The sequence below is a fragment of the Pontibacter sp. H249 genome (assembly GCF_037892465.1).
Lineage (GTDB): Bacteria > Bacteroidota > Bacteroidia > Cytophagales > Hymenobacteraceae > Pontibacter.
Window position 1 is genome coordinate 141,950 of sequence record NZ_JBBKTR010000008.1, and the last position, 15,169, is coordinate 157,118.

The following is a 15,169-nucleotide window of genomic DNA, read 5'->3' on the forward strand; positions in this document are numbered from 1 at the left end:
CCCTTACTCTTTTTTATGCACTATACTTGACCCGAGATACTTATTTCTTGGAATGTTTAATTGGTTTTTGATAACATGCAGGAAAGTGGCGTATACCATACATGACTAAGAGGTGAAAGACATGAAGGAGGACAAACTAAAGAAACTTGAGCAGGATGCCTTTGCAGCCGCTCATGAATATTGGCAGGAATATATTTCCCAAAACGGAAAACAAGACAACATGCTTACCTGGCTAAGAAATGATGACACCGGAGAAATGCTTTGCCTGACTAGAGGAGGCTATACAAAGTCGCTTTCAAACTTTATAGGCAAACTTAACTAGGCATATAGCATACAGTTTATACGAATAACCTTAAGTGCTTTTGCCAATTTTTATGCTTTGGGGCTCTACCACCACGTACAGTGGCGACAGCCCAGGTTGAGCGGCTGATATTTTGGTGCCATAATAAGTTACAGGTACAAAAGTCCTGATCTTCGCCTCTTGCGCCGCCAACTCTTTAATCAAAGCATGGGCTTCTGCAGTATTCTTGTCTGCGTTTTCTTTTCTTTCAGCAAAGCTCCTCAACGAACCGAAGTCCACCTGCTGCTCTTCATACAAGGAGGACTCTGTAGCCTGCGCTTTTCTGCGGACATTATAGGCCTTATCGATCTTCTCTCTAAGCTCCAGAATCCTGTTTAGGCAATAGTAAAACTGTTCCTGTGTCATTTTTAATCAGTTAGGTAAGGTTATACATAATGGGGTTGTAATACAGCACCAGGTCTTCGATAGTGATCAGTCGCACGCTCTGCACCAGCATAATTCTCACTGCGTTTACTACTACTGATTCTACGGTGGCATCCAATATCAGGTAATGCTCTTCCACCGTGTCCTGCTCCTCAAACATGACTGAGTAGAACCGGTGCCCCGCTTCCTGGCTGTGCAACTGTACGGAGCCGCCGAGAATAATCTCGTCAGGAAGCAACTGTAGAGCTGTGCCGTTAACGAAGCGAAATTGGAAGGCATTGTTCTTCAGTGATCGCCTGTTTATCAGTATCAAATTCTGATTATTCTCAAAGCTAATTAGTTCTGCAGGGCTTGGCTCCCTTCCAAAGAAATGTGTAAGGTAGGCTGCATAGTTGCTGTAGTTAGTGTAGGCATTCTTCATGATTGACGTTTTAACAGCGGGACGAATAAAAGCGGGGGCAGCCAATCAGCTGGTCGGTTTTGGCCATCGGGCCGGGTGGGTGTTACGCCTCTATAACAAGCGCTGAGTCATTAATGGTTTAGAAATCAGCGGGTTTTTTCCATTAATAAGCTAATGCTGTACTTTACTGCTTCGCAAAAGATTAATGCCAATCTATAAAAGTACCCTGATATGGTCTGGCATGACATATTCAAACTTAAACTTCTTATAGTTAAGCATTTACGGTTAACAAAATTAATCACTCGTATAACTAAGTAGGATAATAGAATAAACCTTTTCCTGCCAATATGAAAAACAAAACCCTGTTACTTATGCTGTTCACCGGACTGCTGTCATTAGCCTCCACATATACTTTTGCTCAGACTACGCAATCCGGGCAAGAGAGTAAAACCGAACAGCAGAAAGCCAAAGCGAAAGCAGACAAGGAGCGCCTTGACGATGCCTCCGACCTGAGAAAAGACACAAAAGCTGACGCACGTGTAGCTAAGGCGAACGCAAAAGAAGCCAAACGCATCGACAAGGAGGCTGCCTATGCGGCCAAGCATGCCAAACGCGCCGCCCAAATGGAGGCAAAGGCGCAGCGAAACCGTGCTGAGGCCGACAAGCAGGCTAAGAAAGCTGCCCAAGCAACCGAGAAGTCAGGCAAAAACTAATTCACCTATTCAGCCATGGAAAATAAATATTCCGAGGGATCCATCGTTTACGCCAATGTTAACCCCCGCCTTAAGCTGGGGGTTAGGCGCTACGTAAAACGCATCTACTACTGCACTAACCTGGAGCATCCGCAAGAAAAGGAGCAGGTATACTTTGAGCGGGAGCTAACAGACAAACGAGCTGCTGGGGGCAGTTAACTTGCAAAAGGAACAGGCGCACTTAACTGAATACGCGGAAGAACCCCGGCTGCACGCCTGCCAACGATAAGAAGATGGAAAAACCAAGCTGAGCGGGTGACTGTGCCGCTCAACATCGGGCCAGCCCTAATGGCAGCAGGATCCTCATATGCCTGAATAGCAATAATGTCTAATGTGCGGCGGCAACTATTTTATTCATGGTGAGATTCAGCATATTATAGTTTAAGCAGGAACCTTCTTCTTTAAATCAGAGGATTGCTGCCTATTTATCTATTCTTTGTAGCCACTCTACAATCAAAATATAATCCCAGTGGATAAAGTTCGATAATTCCTTCCTTTGGTCTACTTGAAAGTCGCTTCATGTATACCTTAAGCGACTTTTTTTGTGTTTCGGCTACTGTGCGGACGGGTCGCGATCAAATACTGAACATATAAAATTGCTCTTTTGGATTCATCAGCCAGAAAAGAACAACGCACCATTGCTACAGGTGGCAATGGTGCGTTGTAAAGGGCTTAAATTTGCTCAACAAAATCTAAAAAGACTTTTTTATGGAGTTCAAGATCCATCTCAGGAGAAAGTGCTACACGGGCAATATAATCTTTGTCGTCTTCTTTCGTCGTACCTTGTGTAGATGTTGCTGGTATCGTCCAGTAGGATCCTTTTAACTGACCATAGCTCACACAATACTTACTTTCATGAGGAATTTCTTTGATCATCAAGTTGATCAATTTTAAGTTCAATGCTCTTTTATAAGATTCTCTTTCTTCATGAGTATTTCCTTTAGTAGGAAGATCCAGTGAAAATACAGATGGGGTAAATCCTTGCTGAGCCAATTCTTCGGAAACAAAATTAATTTTGGCCGTTGGTAAAGCTTCTTTTATAAAGTTTACATACGCACGTGTGTTCCTGTAAGCATCTTCAATCCTTTGGTTCATGGAAGGTAATTGCTCTGCCAAGATCTCCATTTGAAGATCTGTAGCTTCATTATCGCATAGCTTCAGGTGTTGTTCTATTTTATCCAGCAAGGCTTCGGCTTTTGTGTTAGCTACACAGTAACCAGCTGTAGCTTTTCCGCCACTCGGGAACTTCGATCCGCTAACATAGGAAATGGTTCTGATCGTGGAGAGTATACTTTCTTCACTTACGAATTGCACATTCGGGCAAAAAGTTTGATCTAAGATGAAAACCGGATCAATGGCAACTTCACCGGTAACAGTTTTACGCTCTTTACTTAATACCTCTCTTAACTTTTCAAGATCCGGAACTTCAACCCTTGGGTTAGTTGGAATCTCAGCGATAATATAAGGAACGGCCTCTTCATTAGAGATCTTCTCAAGCACTGTATCAATGCTTTGGACCATATCATAATCCCCGTCAACGAGTAAGTCAACCACTTCAACATTACTGATACAGGCTGCTACCCGTCTTGCCTGGTCGTTTGTTCCACCATAGCAATTTGGAGGAACAATAAATTTAACAGCCTTTCCTTTGTGCTTTTCCAAAGCATCGTGAACTAGCCCCATCATGATCGCATATTGAATGGAGAGGCCAGAAGAACCTACAAGTGCTTTTGTATTTGTACCCGTAATCTTCTTGATTGACTTTGATACAAGTGCTTTATTTTTCTCAACATCCCTTTCCTCATAGTCAGGATAAGAATTTCCTACCAGATGCTGTAGGGCAGCAAAACAATTGGCCGGTGTCATGGCAATTGTTTCTCTTCTCCTGACATGCTGAATTTCTGAGATGTAGCCTTCGTTATGCTCACCATTAACCAAAACTATACTTCCAAGGTGAGGATGCATCTGGACAAAGAAGTCGATACTTGGATTAAGTTCTACGTTACCAAATTCATCTTCTTGTGATACAAAAATGGTAGTACCATTAAAATCCGGTATCGCTTCTGTTTTCTTTATATGCTTTAAGTCAAATTTATAACCATAAACACACCTTACTACTTCAGCATCAAAATAATCTGGCAATTGATTAGTATAGACTATCTGGGTATTATTATGATCCAGTAAGTTTTTTCTTAAAACTGCTAAAATAGGAGCCGTTCTGGAAGAAAAGCTGATCACATTTTCTGGTTTTAGATTATTTAAGTTAGCAATAGTCCATTCTAATAAAGAAGATAACGGATGACCTAACCGAATATAATCGAAAGCAGTGGGTAATTCGCTGAGTGCTGACGCTTGCGTATTTCCTTCTTTATATAAGATTTCAAATTGTTCTAGAAACTGGGTCTTGGCTAATTGCTCATTATAAATATCCAAACGATGAGTTGTTAGCCTCAACCAGTCAGTTGGCATACTTTCTAATACAGCTTTAATATAGTTTAGCACGTTACTATCTTTCATAAATTTACTTTAGGTAAGTATATAAAATACAAAGTAGTAGAAAATATAATTTCCTGCCTAGTTTTAAGATGGTGGATAAGATTCTAAATCACCAATCTTATTCTTTAATATGATTTATAGTATAAAGGGAGGAACCGCACAGTATTCTGAAAAAGAAAGAGATAAGCTTATACTTCAGTTTTAGATATACTGTCATTTTCATCATCCTTTTTAGATGAATTGCGTTTGGCTTTTTTTGCCGCAGCTTTAAGAAACTCCTGATGCTCCTTTCTTTCTTGGAATTCTTTTTGGCGTTGCTTTTTTTGCTGGTCTCTGGATCTGGTGCTCATACTTTCGTTTGCTTGTTCCGTAACTACTTCAATCACCTTACGAATTTAATAATTAAAAATCTGCCTTAGAAAATATAACGGATAGTACACCACGGCACCACTTCCTGCTGTAGCTGTCTGAATTGGCTGATCCAGTATGCTTTTAACTGGTGTTGATACCGCACATTTATGCCCCCAAACTGGCTTTTCTTTGTCTCCTGAATGGAAGGCGCCCAGATGAGTTCCTCAGCTTTTGGGTTGATTGATAAATTAAGCTCGTGCTGCCACTGGTTATGAGTCAGGAAAATTACTTCGCAACTCATACTTTCTTTTAGCTTCGGGTGTACTACCTGGTCTAGCTGCTCAAACAACTCCCTATAATCTTCTAGCCAACCCTCGTAAACTATAACTGGTGAGAAGTTAACGTGTACGTCATACCCAGCATGATAAAAATCGTTGATGGCGGCCAGACGCTTGGCGAGGCTGTCTGTACGCACGTCCACTAATTTGCTTACCCTTTGAGGTAACAGGCTAAAGCGGATACGGGTCTTTCCCTGCGGATCATAATCCAACATTTGCTGGTTTACAAACTTGGTCGCAAAAGTGGCAAAAGCTTTCGGATGGTCCTTAAAAAAATCAACCGCTGTTCGCACATTGTCAGAAATTGCGGCATCCACGGAAACATCAGAATTACAGCCGATGTCATAAGTATAATATCGCGCGTGCGTCTGGTTGGGTATTTTTGGCCACGCCTGCTTCTGCACGTGCTTATCTACAGCCAGAAGTATTTCTTCGGTATTGGTAAACAGTGTAATAGGATTTACAGTTTTGTTCCTATCCACGTAGCAATAGGCACAGGCACCTAAACAGCCATTAGCAAGGCTAGGAGATATAAAATCTGAACTTCGGCCACTCTCCCTGCAGACCAGCGACTTCAAACGACCTAGTACCAGCACATCTGACTTTACCTGATAATGATTACCCCCAGGGCAGGTAATCTATTGTGCTGTGCGATCTCCGTATGACCCGCATCAGGGTAAGACAGCAATACCTTTTTTCCCCGTTCATTTAGGGCATCAGGAGTATAGAAAATAGTAGAAGGATTGAATTTCTGCATATTAATTATAACAGCTACACCTCCTTTAATGTTCAGAAATAAATTATTTTAAATACCTGATTATCAATTACTTAAATCTAAACTACAACTGCTTCATCATGAATTATATAGCTTGTGTTTTTGTTTATTTTATAGCGCTTGTTATACTTTTTCAGTGGGTAAAGCAGGAGACTTTTTTTGAATTAAATAACAGAGAAAAAGTATGGAAATAGCTTTTAATAAAAAGCCAAGCACAGCTACAAACCAACCCAAGACAAAGCTATGGATGCCGAAGCAGGTACTTATTACACCCGCCGCGCTAGATGAGCCATGGGGACAGCAGATATATGAGCGTGTGAAAGCTTTGGGGCTTCCGGTACAGGAGCTGAAGCAAAACAGGATTACTGGCCTGCGCGGTGAAGATGAGCGAGAAACCTATCGCAAAGCCAAAAGTACGCTGGCCATTGTAACTGCTCCGGCCAGTGCCCTAAGGCTGCAACCTATCCCACCCTCTGCTGACTACCAGTTTCACCTGGCAGAAGGCTGCCCTGCCCATTGCCAATACTGCTATTTAGCCGGTAGCCTGCAAGGGCCGCCAGTAATAAGGGCCTTTGCCAATTTACCAACCATATTAGAGAACCTGCCCAAGTATAAGCAAGCTGGCCAAGTAACGACATTTGAAGCGAGTTGCTATACTGACCCGCTGGGCATAGAACACCTAACTGGAAGTCTGGCTGAGACGATACGCTTTTTTGGCGAGCAAGAGGGTATGCATTTGCGTTGGGTTACAAAATTTGACCAGGTAGATAACCTGCTGCAATTACCCCACAATGGTAATACACAACCCCGAATAAGTATAAACACCGATTTTATAGCGAAAAGAGTGGAAGGCGGCACTTCCTTTTTAAAAGCAAGGCTGGCTGCTATCCGCAAACTCGCCTTGCCAAAGGCTGCAGGCGGTGGCGGCTACAAAGTGGGGTTAGTTATTGCGCCTATTATGCCCTTACCCGATTGGGAGGAGCAGTATACTGACCTTTTAGATAGATTGGAACAAGCGCTTGATTTCGAGTGTGAAGTAACCTTTGAACTGATAAGCCACCGGTTTACGCCTGGCTCTAAGGCTATTTTGCAGGAGTGGTACCCTAATACCCAAGTAAACTTCGACGAAAGCAGCCGATCTCTTAAGTTCAACAAATTTGGTGGTAAAAAGTATGTTTATCCTCCTGTAACTATGAATATGCTGCGTAGCTTTTTCTATAGTGAGTTAAAAACTCATTTTCCAAACGCACCCATTAAATACTGGACATAATTAGGCATCATTCTTCATATTATCTATCCTAAATAAAGTAAGAACTTATATAATCTTAAGTATAAAATCAGACGCTGCTTCGGGTTTAACTGAAGCGGCGTCTGATTTTATACTTAATTTACCGCTACAATCTTAGCTTCCTAACTATAAGACAAATAAATACAAGCTCGTATTTGCTTTCTTTCGTCATAAACACTTCACAAAGCAGGTAGGTTATTTTAGATAATATAGAATAGCTAATTCTTAAGATCAGCTATTTTACCACTACTGGAAACCTGCTCGGTTTTCATCACCTTCACAAGGTCATCCAAGATCATGTAAAGGGATGGTACAATCACCAAAATAATAGCGGTAGCAAAGATAATCCCGAAGCCTAGTGAAATAGCCATTGGTATAAGCTGATACGCTTGTCTTGAGGTCTCCAAAATGATTGGTGTTAAACCGCCGAAGGTAGTAAGGGTGGTTAACACAATTGGCCTGAACCTACGTATACCGGCTTCGTGAATGGCTTCGTATGCAGTGTGGCTACCCCTGTGCCTGTTGGCATAGTCGATCATGATCAGCGAGTCGTTCACCACTACCCCCGATAGCGCGATTATACCCATCAAACTCACCAGCGAGAGGTCGTAGCCCAGGAGTATATGCCCGATTACTGCGCCTACCACGCCAAACGGTATTGCCAGCATGACTATAACAGGCTGCACATAACTGTTTAGCGCCACCGCTAGTAAAGAAAAAATGAGCAACATGGCGATGATAAAGCCAGACCACAACGCCTGCGTAGACTCCCGCATATCCGCCTGGCTCCCTTCATAGGTCCAGGTAAGGCCCGGAAAATCAGCACGCAGTTGAGGTAGGACTTCTGCGTTCAAGGATTTCAGGACACGGGTTTGAGCGCTTGCTGGTTCTACATCCATCCCCACATTTACTACCCTGCGGCCATCCCGTCTGTTGATGTTCGTGAAGGTCTCACCTTCTGTCACTTTCACGACATTGAGCAAGGGTACGGATGTACCATCCGGTGCCCGAACGATAAATTCTTCCAGGTTATACATATCCTTTCGTTCCATTTCCGGCAGCTTCACCCGTACTTCTGTTTCATTTATACCACGGAGTTGCCGCATAGCCAGCGCACCGAAAAATGCATCTCTTACCTGCTGCCCTACCCCGGACGGTGTAAACCCAAGGCTTCTACCTTCCGGCAAGAGCTCAAAGCCGAGCTGTACTTTGCCCATATTAAAATTATCGCTTATGTCACGGGTTTCGGAAAACGTTTCCAGCCGCTCCACGAAGGCTTCGCTGGCCCTCTCCAGCATTTCTATATCGGTATGGCTTAGGTCTATACTTATGTCTTGGCGCGCGCCGCCAGGCCCCCGCTCTGCTTCGAACGTAATCTGGTCAACGCCTTCTATGTCACCGATCTCAGCACGCCACAGCTCAATCACTTCTTTTGCTGTCATGTCTATCTCGTCCGGTGGTTTCATCACGATCTCCACGTCTATGAAGTCTTTGCCACGCACGTTCGTTTTTATACCTTCAGCTACTTCGTACAGGTTATGCTCATCAAACATGCGGCGCGTCGAGTTAGTGACTTCAATGGCCACTTTAGCGGCCTGATCGGTGGTGGTGCCTACCGGTAATCTTACGGCGCATTCTATTTCATCAGCAGCCAATTCAGGCATCAGTACCATACCCATGTGGTCGCTGTAACCATAGCCGCCAACCAAAAGCAACAAGGCAACCGCAGAAGCCAAGGTAATATACCTGTTGCGCAGGCACAGGTCCAGAAAGGGATCGTAGCGCTTTTTAGCAAACCGGCCAAAAGCATCGGCAATGGAATTTTGCCAGCTCTCCAATTTTCGTAGGGCTTTGGATTTGTTTTCTTTTGGCTTGTGCGCCACATGTGGAGGAAGTATATACAGCGCCTCGAAAAGCGAAACAGCCAGCACCGCAATAACAACTACCGGCAAAGGCCACCAATATTTACCGGTTTCACCGGGCATAAAAAGCAGCGGCACAAAAGCGATGATGGTTGTCAGGATACTAAAAATTACCGGCTTAGAAACATCCTTAGCGCCAAGTATGGCTGCATCCATGTAGTTGTATCCCTTTTGCCTGTAAGCATACACGTTCTCCCCTACTACAATGGCATCATCCACCACAATTCCCATCACAATAAGGAAACCAAACATCGAAATCATGTTAATGCTGATATCCACGATTGGCAGCAGCACCATTGCTCCGATAAAAGAAATGATCATGCCCATCATCACCCAGAACGCCAGTCGGTACTCCAGGAATAATCCCAGGATTACCATCACGATAATAATGGCAAGCAAACCATTTTCTGTTAAAAGCGACAAACGCTCCCGAAAGTCTTCTGCCCTGTTCGTGTCTATCCGTACATTTACATTGGGTGGCAAAGACTTCTCGTAGTCAACTATAATTTCCTTAACCAGTTCCTCAATCTCAAGCGGCGACTGCTTACCGGTTCTGAAAATTTCCAGGTCTACGGTGTTTTGCTGGTTAAACTGCCCATGAAAACCTGTCTCCTCAAATCCATCTGTTATCGTGGCTATGTCACCTAACGTAACTGTGGCTCCCGACTCTGAAGAAATGATATCAATTTTGGCCAATTCCTCGGCCCATAGTTTCCGTTCCTCCATTCGTAGTAGCACTTCCCCCGCCTTTGTTTCGATGGAGCCTGCCGGCACATCTTCGCTTGAGTTGCGGATAATGTCTGCTACCTGGCCTAGGGTAAAATTATACTCGCGCAGCGTGTGTTCCGGTATCTCCACGTGCGTCACAAAATCGGGTACGTTGCCTATTTCAACCTGTGTAATCTCGTCGTTCGCCAGCAGCCTGTTTCGCAGCCGTTCGGCTAATATGCGCAGCGTCCATACATCCACATCGCCGTACAACCCTATCTGCATCACGTCCTGCCGCTGATCCAGGAGCGTTACTTGTGGCTGCTCAATATCATCCGGAAAAGTCTGGATGCGGCTAACGGCTTGATCAATGTCCTGAAAAACCTTCATCCTGTCGGAGCCTGGCACCAGCTCTACCGTAACCCTACCAGAACCTTCGTTGGCGACAGAGACAACCTCTTTTATACCCTGCACCCCTTTAATGGCTTCTTCCACTGGCAGCACAATGCCTTGCTCTGTTTCTGTTGGGGCAGCACCCGGATATATCACACTGATTTCTACGTAATCGAGCTGGAACTGCGGAAAAACCTCTTTCTGAACTTTATACATCGTCCAGATACCACCACCTACAAGTACAAACATCAGCAGGTTAGTGATGATGCGATTGCGTGCCATAAAGGCGATGGCTCCTTTACGTGTGTCTTCAGCCGGTTTTTCTTGTTCGTCTGCCATACTTGTTTACTCCTTATCTCCTTCTCTTGCAGCAGTATCCTGTGCAGCTCCTCCTCTATCTGTACGTAATTTAGAGCCTTCCACTACCGTTGATAAGTCAGTTGTTACCACCATTTCTCCATCAGAAAGTCCTTTGCTGATGTAGGCATACTCGGCGTCATCAAAAATGATATCTACTTTTCGAATATTAAGCTTCCCGTCTTTCATTACCCACACTGTGTTACCCTGCCTTAAATAATCACGATTAAGCCGGATAACGTTAGGAATTTCTTTTGCTTGAATGTGCACTTCCACAAAGGTGCCGATGATCAAGGGTGGAATAGAATCTGCGTTTGACTGGCGTACCAGCGGGTCTTTCACAGAAACGAGCACCCTTGCCAGCCGTGTTTGCGCGTCCAGCGCGCCTACTAAGCGGAACAGCTTTCCTTTTCTATACTGTCCCGATGGCCAGCTGGTGGTATTAATCACTTTAACATCAGAGCCGGTACTGGCCTCATCTTCAGAAAAAGTGAGCCAGTTAACTTTAGATACGGGAACATTGGCTGCCACCCAATACTCTTCCATCCCGACCAGGCGCCCCAGCTCCGTACCCGGCGCAAGTTGAGAACCCTCATTGGCATTTCTACTGATGATATGAGCGTCAAAAGGTGCCCGAATTGTGGTGCGTTGCAGGTTTAGCTGGGCTTGATCTACGGCAGCCTGGGCAGCAGCTATGCGTGCCTTGGCTGCATCCAGCTGTGGTTTACGTAGTACCAACTCCTGATTATCTTTTGGAAGATCTTCCCCGATCAGCTCATAGTCTTTTCGGGCCACTTCCTGCCTGCCCATCTCTACGCTTAGCTCCGTTTTGGCTAGTTGCAAATCACTTCTTCGGAGCTGCAGCGTGTTACGGTAATCAGCAGGATTGATCTGCAGCAGAACTTCCCCATTTTTTACAAAAGAGCCCGGGGTAAATCTATCAGAAATACGAAGCACCTCTCCGCCTACCTGTGTACTTAGGGTAATATCTTTGGCTGGCTGCACGGTGCCTGTTGCCACTACGGTAGGTGTGTAGTTGCCTCTGTTTACAGGCACCACCTCTACCAGCATGGCCGTGATTATACTTGCGCCTTCACGCTCCGCTTCCGGGGCCGTTCTGAACACCACAAAGGTGATAGCGGCACTAACCAGAAGTATGGCGGCACTAATTATGATCGTCTTCTTTTTGGTCATTTACATGCGCTAAATGCTGTCAGCTTCTGTTTTATAAATCTTTTACCTCTCCCTGCAGTTGCTCTTCTCTTGCCGTTTCAAAGCCACCAGCCAGAGCTCTGTATAATTCAATCCTAATCTCAAGCAGGTCCAGTCTGGCATTCACCAAGTCCCTGCGTAATTGCTGCAGTTGGTTTAAGGTAACCAATACATCCAGGTAGGGAGTAAAGCCGTTGAGGTACTCTATTCGAAGCTGCCCAAAGGTTTTTTCTGCTAAATCCACCTGCTTTTCTAATACTTCGATTTGCTGCACTTGTTTAGTTTCCTGCACCAAAGCATTTTCTATTTCTTGAAAAGCGATAAGCACCGTCTGGCCGTAGTCGTTTAGCTGCTGTTGCCGTATGGCCTCTGCCTGGTCTACCTGCGCTCTTAACCTGCCGCCGTAAAAAAGCGGTGCCAGCAAGCTGCTGCCAAGCGATATGGCTTGTGATTCAAATAGGCCGATCAAGTCATTAGACCGGAGGGCGGCATTTAGTGAGATAGTCAGGCGTGGGTATTTATTGCTGATGGCTGCGGCCACTTCTCTGTCGGTTGCCTGGAGAAGGTAAAAAGCGCTTTGCACATCGGGCCTTCGGTTGACAAGCTGCAGCGGAACACCAGTTTGTGGCAAAGGCGGTAAGCTGGGTAATTGTGGAGTCGCTTCAACTATTTCGCCGGGTGGCTGACCGAGAAGTATGGAAAGTTGATTATATAACAACGCTCGTTGCGTTTCAAGTATAATTCGTTGCTGTTTGGTGCTTTCTATGAGCTGTTGCTGCCGCAGCACGTCAACGCCCCGCACCTGTCCGCTGGCAAATCTGTTGCGGATTAACGCCAGCACCTGCTGGTTAGTTTCCAGCTGTTCGTCTACCAGCTGCAGCTGAATGCTATTGGTCTTTAGTCTGAACCAAGCCAGCGCCACCTCGCTGGTAAGGGTAACGGCTGCCGTTTTGTAATCGTAATAACTGGCTTTGAACCGGTACTCTTCTGCATGAATGCTATACCTGATGCGGCCCCACAAATCTGCTTCGTACCTGGCACCCAAACCGAGCTGCGTGTTTTCTCCACCGGCAAAATCAGGCACCGGCCGACTAATACCTGACTGTAACTGCAAGAATATATCAGGCACTCTTGCTGATGAGGTAATCTCTACCAATGCCCGCGCTTCATCAAACTGATACCAAGCGATTTTCAAAGGCAAGTTAGCCTGTAAGGCAGAATCGACGAGTATGTTCAATGTTGAGTCGTTAAAAGCTTGCCACCACCTGTCGGGCACTTCGGTTTCGCCAGTAAGAGAGAACTTCTGTTCAGGTTCGAAGGGTAATTGTACATCCGCAACTCTAGGTGAGCATCCGGATAAGCCCATTAAGATAAAAAGCCACACGGTAGGCCAAACCAATATTAGGAATACCGAAGCAAGGGGAGCATCATATGTAAACTTGCCATGTCTCAACCTATTTATACTTATCTTATTAACTATAGGAGTGCCTGATTATCTACCAGTTTTATCCTGTACATAGCATTTAACCACTACCTGCTGCTTAAGGTTGTATTTGGGAATAATTGAAATATAACTGCAGGTTTTTGATTATGACTGTATCGTTAAGATATTTATAAATACATGGCTGCATTACTCTAATTCATTCACATCAAAAAGCCGCTTCAGGTAAACTAAAGCGGCTTTTTGATATATAACTCTTTACTTTTGGCTAAGGAGCTTTATTAATCATTTACCCCTACCAATAAGACTAGCAATGAAAAGGTGGTTGTATTATACATTCGTTCTGATTTGATGTGGTGATCAGTGCCTTGATTGGGTGGGCTGAATTAATTTCTGCAAAGTATAATTCAGTATTTCATCCTGCTCATCCAGTAGGTGGTCCCTTACTTTGTGATCAGGAACAACACCTCTTAGCTGTGTATCTCCGTTGGGGCGAATAATATAACCTTTCGGCACTTTCACAATTACTCCTGTCTCCGGTAAAGGAAAAGAAAATTGAGAAGCATATAGCGTGGGCACATCTCCGGTTTCTTCTCCCACAAGCTCTGCAAAACCATAGTCTTGTATCAGTGCTGCACTCACAGCGGCCATAGAATAAGTATGGCGGTTTACCAGCACATATACTTTTCCCTTGAAACATTTCTGCTCAGGCATTGGCTCCTGTACAGGAAATGAAAAATCGAATATTTCCCCGTTCTGGTGATTTAGAATAGCTTGCGCATAATCATCTAATTCTAATCCAGGCGTTGTTTGCCTTGTTTGCTTTTTTAGCAACTCACTTGTCTTTAGCTTAAATGCAGAATACCACTTAAAAGGCTTATCTGCAAAGTAGGCAATGAGGTAATCGCTAAAGGCGTTGTGCCCTCCACTGTTGTTCCGTAAATCTACAATAAGGGTGCGGCTATTTTTAGCGTTTATGTCTGTGAAGGCTGAATCTATAAATGCTTTGAATTTTTCTTCGCCCTTCTCCGCTGAAGAACTAAATGGGCCGGGGTCTAGGTAAGCTACGCCATTGTTAAATTTATAAGAGCGATCCTCATTCAGGACTACATCGGTTCGAGTTGTTTCATAGTCTAAGGCCGGGATGGCTTTGATAGTATAAGTTTTTACTTGCCCGTCTTGTGTTTTCACTTTCACATTGAAAGCCTCCCTCTCTCCAAAAACAGACCAATAATACCTCGGAAATGACCAGAGTTCTAGTTTTACATCTTTGAAGTATGGCCGCTCTGCAGATAGGTAAGGATGTATTTTTTGCTGTAGCTGTTTTATAGGAGTATTATCAATGCTTAGTACCTGCTCCCCCAATTTAACATTAGGGTTATCTGTGTATAATCTGCTCACATAAGCCTTACCATCTTCCAACGCTAATTCCAGCGGAAAAACTGTTCCGCCTTGCTGCAGGTAATTTATGTATGATGGAGCAGGAAAATCAACTTCGTTGTGCCCTACATTTGCAATGGCGGCTACTCTTTGAAAAAGTTTGGTTGCGTCTAACAGACTAATAGTGTCCTGGGGCACCGACTGAAGTATCTTGTTGAAAGTCGCTTTATACGCTGTCTTATCTACATACGCATACAGATTGTAATGCGACTTCTCCATCTGATCGTACATATAGGCAAGGTCAGCCTTCACAGCAGAAGCCGGAAACTGCTTTTCGTTATTTTGGGCTGTTAGCTTTAGTGGCATAATGCCTACTATCCAGATAAACAGCCACAGTTTTACTTTCATAGTCATGGTTTTTTCTGGCATTTTTAGTTCTTGATTATGTAGCAGGAACTTCTCTTATACAAATTGGGAACACCATTTTTAAGTATAAATCTGCAGTATATAACTTACATAATATTAAACATTTATTAGTGATTCAGGCACTTTTATTAAATGCTCGCTCAATTTACTCCATTCCTAAAGCGCATTTTAAAGAAAACTTACAACGATTAGATGACTCTCCCATT

Annotated in this window: 14 protein-coding genes; 4 read left to right on the forward strand and 10 right to left on the reverse strand. The window is 44.2% G+C overall.

The genetic code is table 11. From position 1 onward, the window contains the following. Positions 1-121: 121 nt before the first annotated feature. Positions 122-322, forward strand: coding sequence for a hypothetical protein (locus WG943_RS11950; protein WP_340409253.1), 201 nt, complete (start codon positions 122-124; stop codon positions 320-322). Between the two features lie 30 nt (positions 323-352). Here the strand turns inward: WG943_RS11950 and WG943_RS11955 are convergent, their stop codons facing one another. Beyond that, complete coding sequence (locus WG943_RS11955) at positions 353-706, reverse strand: hypothetical protein (RefSeq protein ID WP_340409255.1); 354 nt, start codon at positions 704-706, stop codon at positions 353-355. Between the two features lie 10 nt (positions 707-716). Further along, positions 717-1,145, reverse strand: a complete 429-nt coding sequence (locus WG943_RS11960) for a hypothetical protein (RefSeq protein ID WP_340409256.1) — start codon at positions 1,143-1,145, stop codon at positions 717-719. A gap of 326 nt (positions 1,146-1,471) precedes the next feature. Here WG943_RS11960 and WG943_RS11965 point away from each other — a divergent pair, with 326 nt between their 5' ends. Together WG943_RS11965 and WG943_RS11970 are read left to right on the forward strand one after the other, a co-directional pair. Beyond that, positions 1,472-1,837 carry a hypothetical protein gene (locus WG943_RS11965; protein WP_340409258.1) on the forward strand — a complete coding sequence of 122 codons (366 nt, stop codon included), beginning with the start codon at positions 1,472-1,474 and terminating at the stop codon, positions 1,835-1,837. Between the two features lie 15 nt (positions 1,838-1,852). Next, on the forward strand, positions 1,853-2,035 hold the full coding sequence (locus WG943_RS11970; RefSeq protein WP_340409260.1) for a hypothetical protein: 183 nt from the start codon (positions 1,853-1,855) through the stop codon (positions 2,033-2,035). A 513-nt stretch (positions 2,036-2,548) separates the two neighbouring features. Here the strand turns inward: WG943_RS11970 and WG943_RS11975 are convergent. The 4 genes from WG943_RS11975 to WG943_RS11990 all read right to left on the reverse strand — a co-directional run bounded on the left by WG943_RS11975 (position 2,549) and on the right by WG943_RS11990 (position 5,818). Continuing rightward, positions 2,549-4,393: a PLP-dependent transferase gene (locus WG943_RS11975; RefSeq protein ID WP_340409262.1), complete on the reverse strand. Its 1,845-nt coding sequence runs from the start codon at positions 4,391-4,393 to the stop codon at positions 2,549-2,551. Positions 4,394-4,560: 167 nt separating this feature from the next. Further along, positions 4,561-4,758, reverse strand: coding sequence for a hypothetical protein (locus WG943_RS11980; protein ID WP_340409263.1), 198 nt, complete (start codon positions 4,756-4,758; stop codon positions 4,561-4,563). Between the two features lie 29 nt (positions 4,759-4,787). Then, on the reverse strand, positions 4,788-5,657 hold the full coding sequence (locus tag WG943_RS11985) for a spore photoproduct lyase family protein (protein WP_340409264.1): 870 nt from the start codon (positions 5,655-5,657) through the stop codon (positions 4,788-4,790). A gap of 8 nt (positions 5,658-5,665) precedes the next feature. After that, positions 5,666-5,818 carry a hypothetical protein gene (locus WG943_RS11990; RefSeq protein ID WP_340409266.1) on the reverse strand — a complete coding sequence of 51 codons (153 nt, stop codon included), beginning with the start codon at positions 5,816-5,818 and terminating at the stop codon, positions 5,666-5,668. A gap of 202 nt (positions 5,819-6,020) precedes the next feature. On the opposite strand from WG943_RS11990, the gene WG943_RS11995 reads away from it, so the two are divergent. After that, on the forward strand, positions 6,021-7,106 hold the full coding sequence (locus WG943_RS11995; RefSeq protein ID WP_340409267.1) for a spore photoproduct lyase family protein: 1,086 nt from the start codon (positions 6,021-6,023) through the stop codon (positions 7,104-7,106). A 236-nt stretch (positions 7,107-7,342) separates the two neighbouring features. Here the strand turns inward: WG943_RS11995 and WG943_RS12000 are convergent, their stop codons facing one another. From WG943_RS12000 to WG943_RS12015, 4 genes are all read right to left on the reverse strand, one after another. Further along, positions 7,343-10,486 carry an efflux RND transporter permease subunit gene (locus tag WG943_RS12000; protein WP_340409269.1) on the reverse strand — a complete coding sequence of 1,048 codons (3,144 nt, stop codon included), beginning with the start codon at positions 10,484-10,486 and terminating at the stop codon, positions 7,343-7,345. Between the two features lie 6 nt (positions 10,487-10,492). Beyond that, positions 10,493-11,698, reverse strand: a complete 1,206-nt coding sequence (locus WG943_RS12005; protein WP_340409271.1) for an efflux RND transporter periplasmic adaptor subunit — start codon at positions 11,696-11,698, stop codon at positions 10,493-10,495. Positions 11,699-11,729: 31 nt separating this feature from the next. Then, entirely contained in the window at positions 11,730-13,100 is a 1,371-nt protein-coding gene (locus tag WG943_RS12010; RefSeq protein WP_340409272.1) for a TolC family protein, read from the reverse strand. Positions 13,101-13,517: 417 nt separating this feature from the next. Beyond that, positions 13,518-14,951, reverse strand: coding sequence for a S41 family peptidase (locus WG943_RS12015; protein ID WP_340409274.1), 1,434 nt, complete (start codon positions 14,949-14,951; stop codon positions 13,518-13,520). Positions 14,952-15,169 lie beyond the last annotated feature (218 nt).

Excerpts from the sequence above, each read along its gene's own strand:
- WG943_RS11960 (WP_340409256.1), bottom strand. The coding sequence starts at position 1,145 with ATGAAGAATGCCTACACTAACTACAGCAACTATGCAGCCTACCTTACA.
- WG943_RS11955 (WP_340409255.1), bottom strand. The coding sequence starts at position 706 with ATGACACAGGAACAGTTTTACTATTGCCTAAACAGGATTCTGGAGCTT.
- WG943_RS11995 (WP_340409267.1), top strand. The coding sequence starts at position 6,021 with ATGGAAATAGCTTTTAATAAAAAGCCAAGCACAGCTACAAACCAACCC.
- WG943_RS12005 (WP_340409271.1), bottom strand. The coding sequence starts at position 11,698 with ATGACCAAAAAGAAGACGATCATAATTAGTGCCGCCATACTTCTGGTT.
- WG943_RS11970 (WP_340409260.1), top strand. The coding sequence starts at position 1,853 with ATGGAAAATAAATATTCCGAGGGATCCATCGTTTACGCCAATGTTAAC.
- WG943_RS11990 (WP_340409266.1), bottom strand. The coding sequence starts at position 5,818 with ATGCAGAAATTCAATCCTTCTACTATTTTCTATACTCCTGATGCCCTA.
- WG943_RS12015 (WP_340409274.1), bottom strand. The coding sequence starts at position 14,951 with ATGACTATGAAAGTAAAACTGTGGCTGTTTATCTGGATAGTAGGCATT.
- WG943_RS11965 (WP_340409258.1), top strand. The coding sequence starts at position 1,472 with ATGAAAAACAAAACCCTGTTACTTATGCTGTTCACCGGACTGCTGTCA.
- WG943_RS11975 (WP_340409262.1), bottom strand. The coding sequence starts at position 4,393 with ATGAAAGATAGTAACGTGCTAAACTATATTAAAGCTGTATTAGAAAGT.
- WG943_RS11950 (WP_340409253.1), top strand. The coding sequence starts at position 122 with ATGAAGGAGGACAAACTAAAGAAACTTGAGCAGGATGCCTTTGCAGCC.
- WG943_RS12000 (WP_340409269.1), bottom strand. The coding sequence starts at position 10,486 with ATGGCAGACGAACAAGAAAAACCGGCTGAAGACACACGTAAAGGAGCC.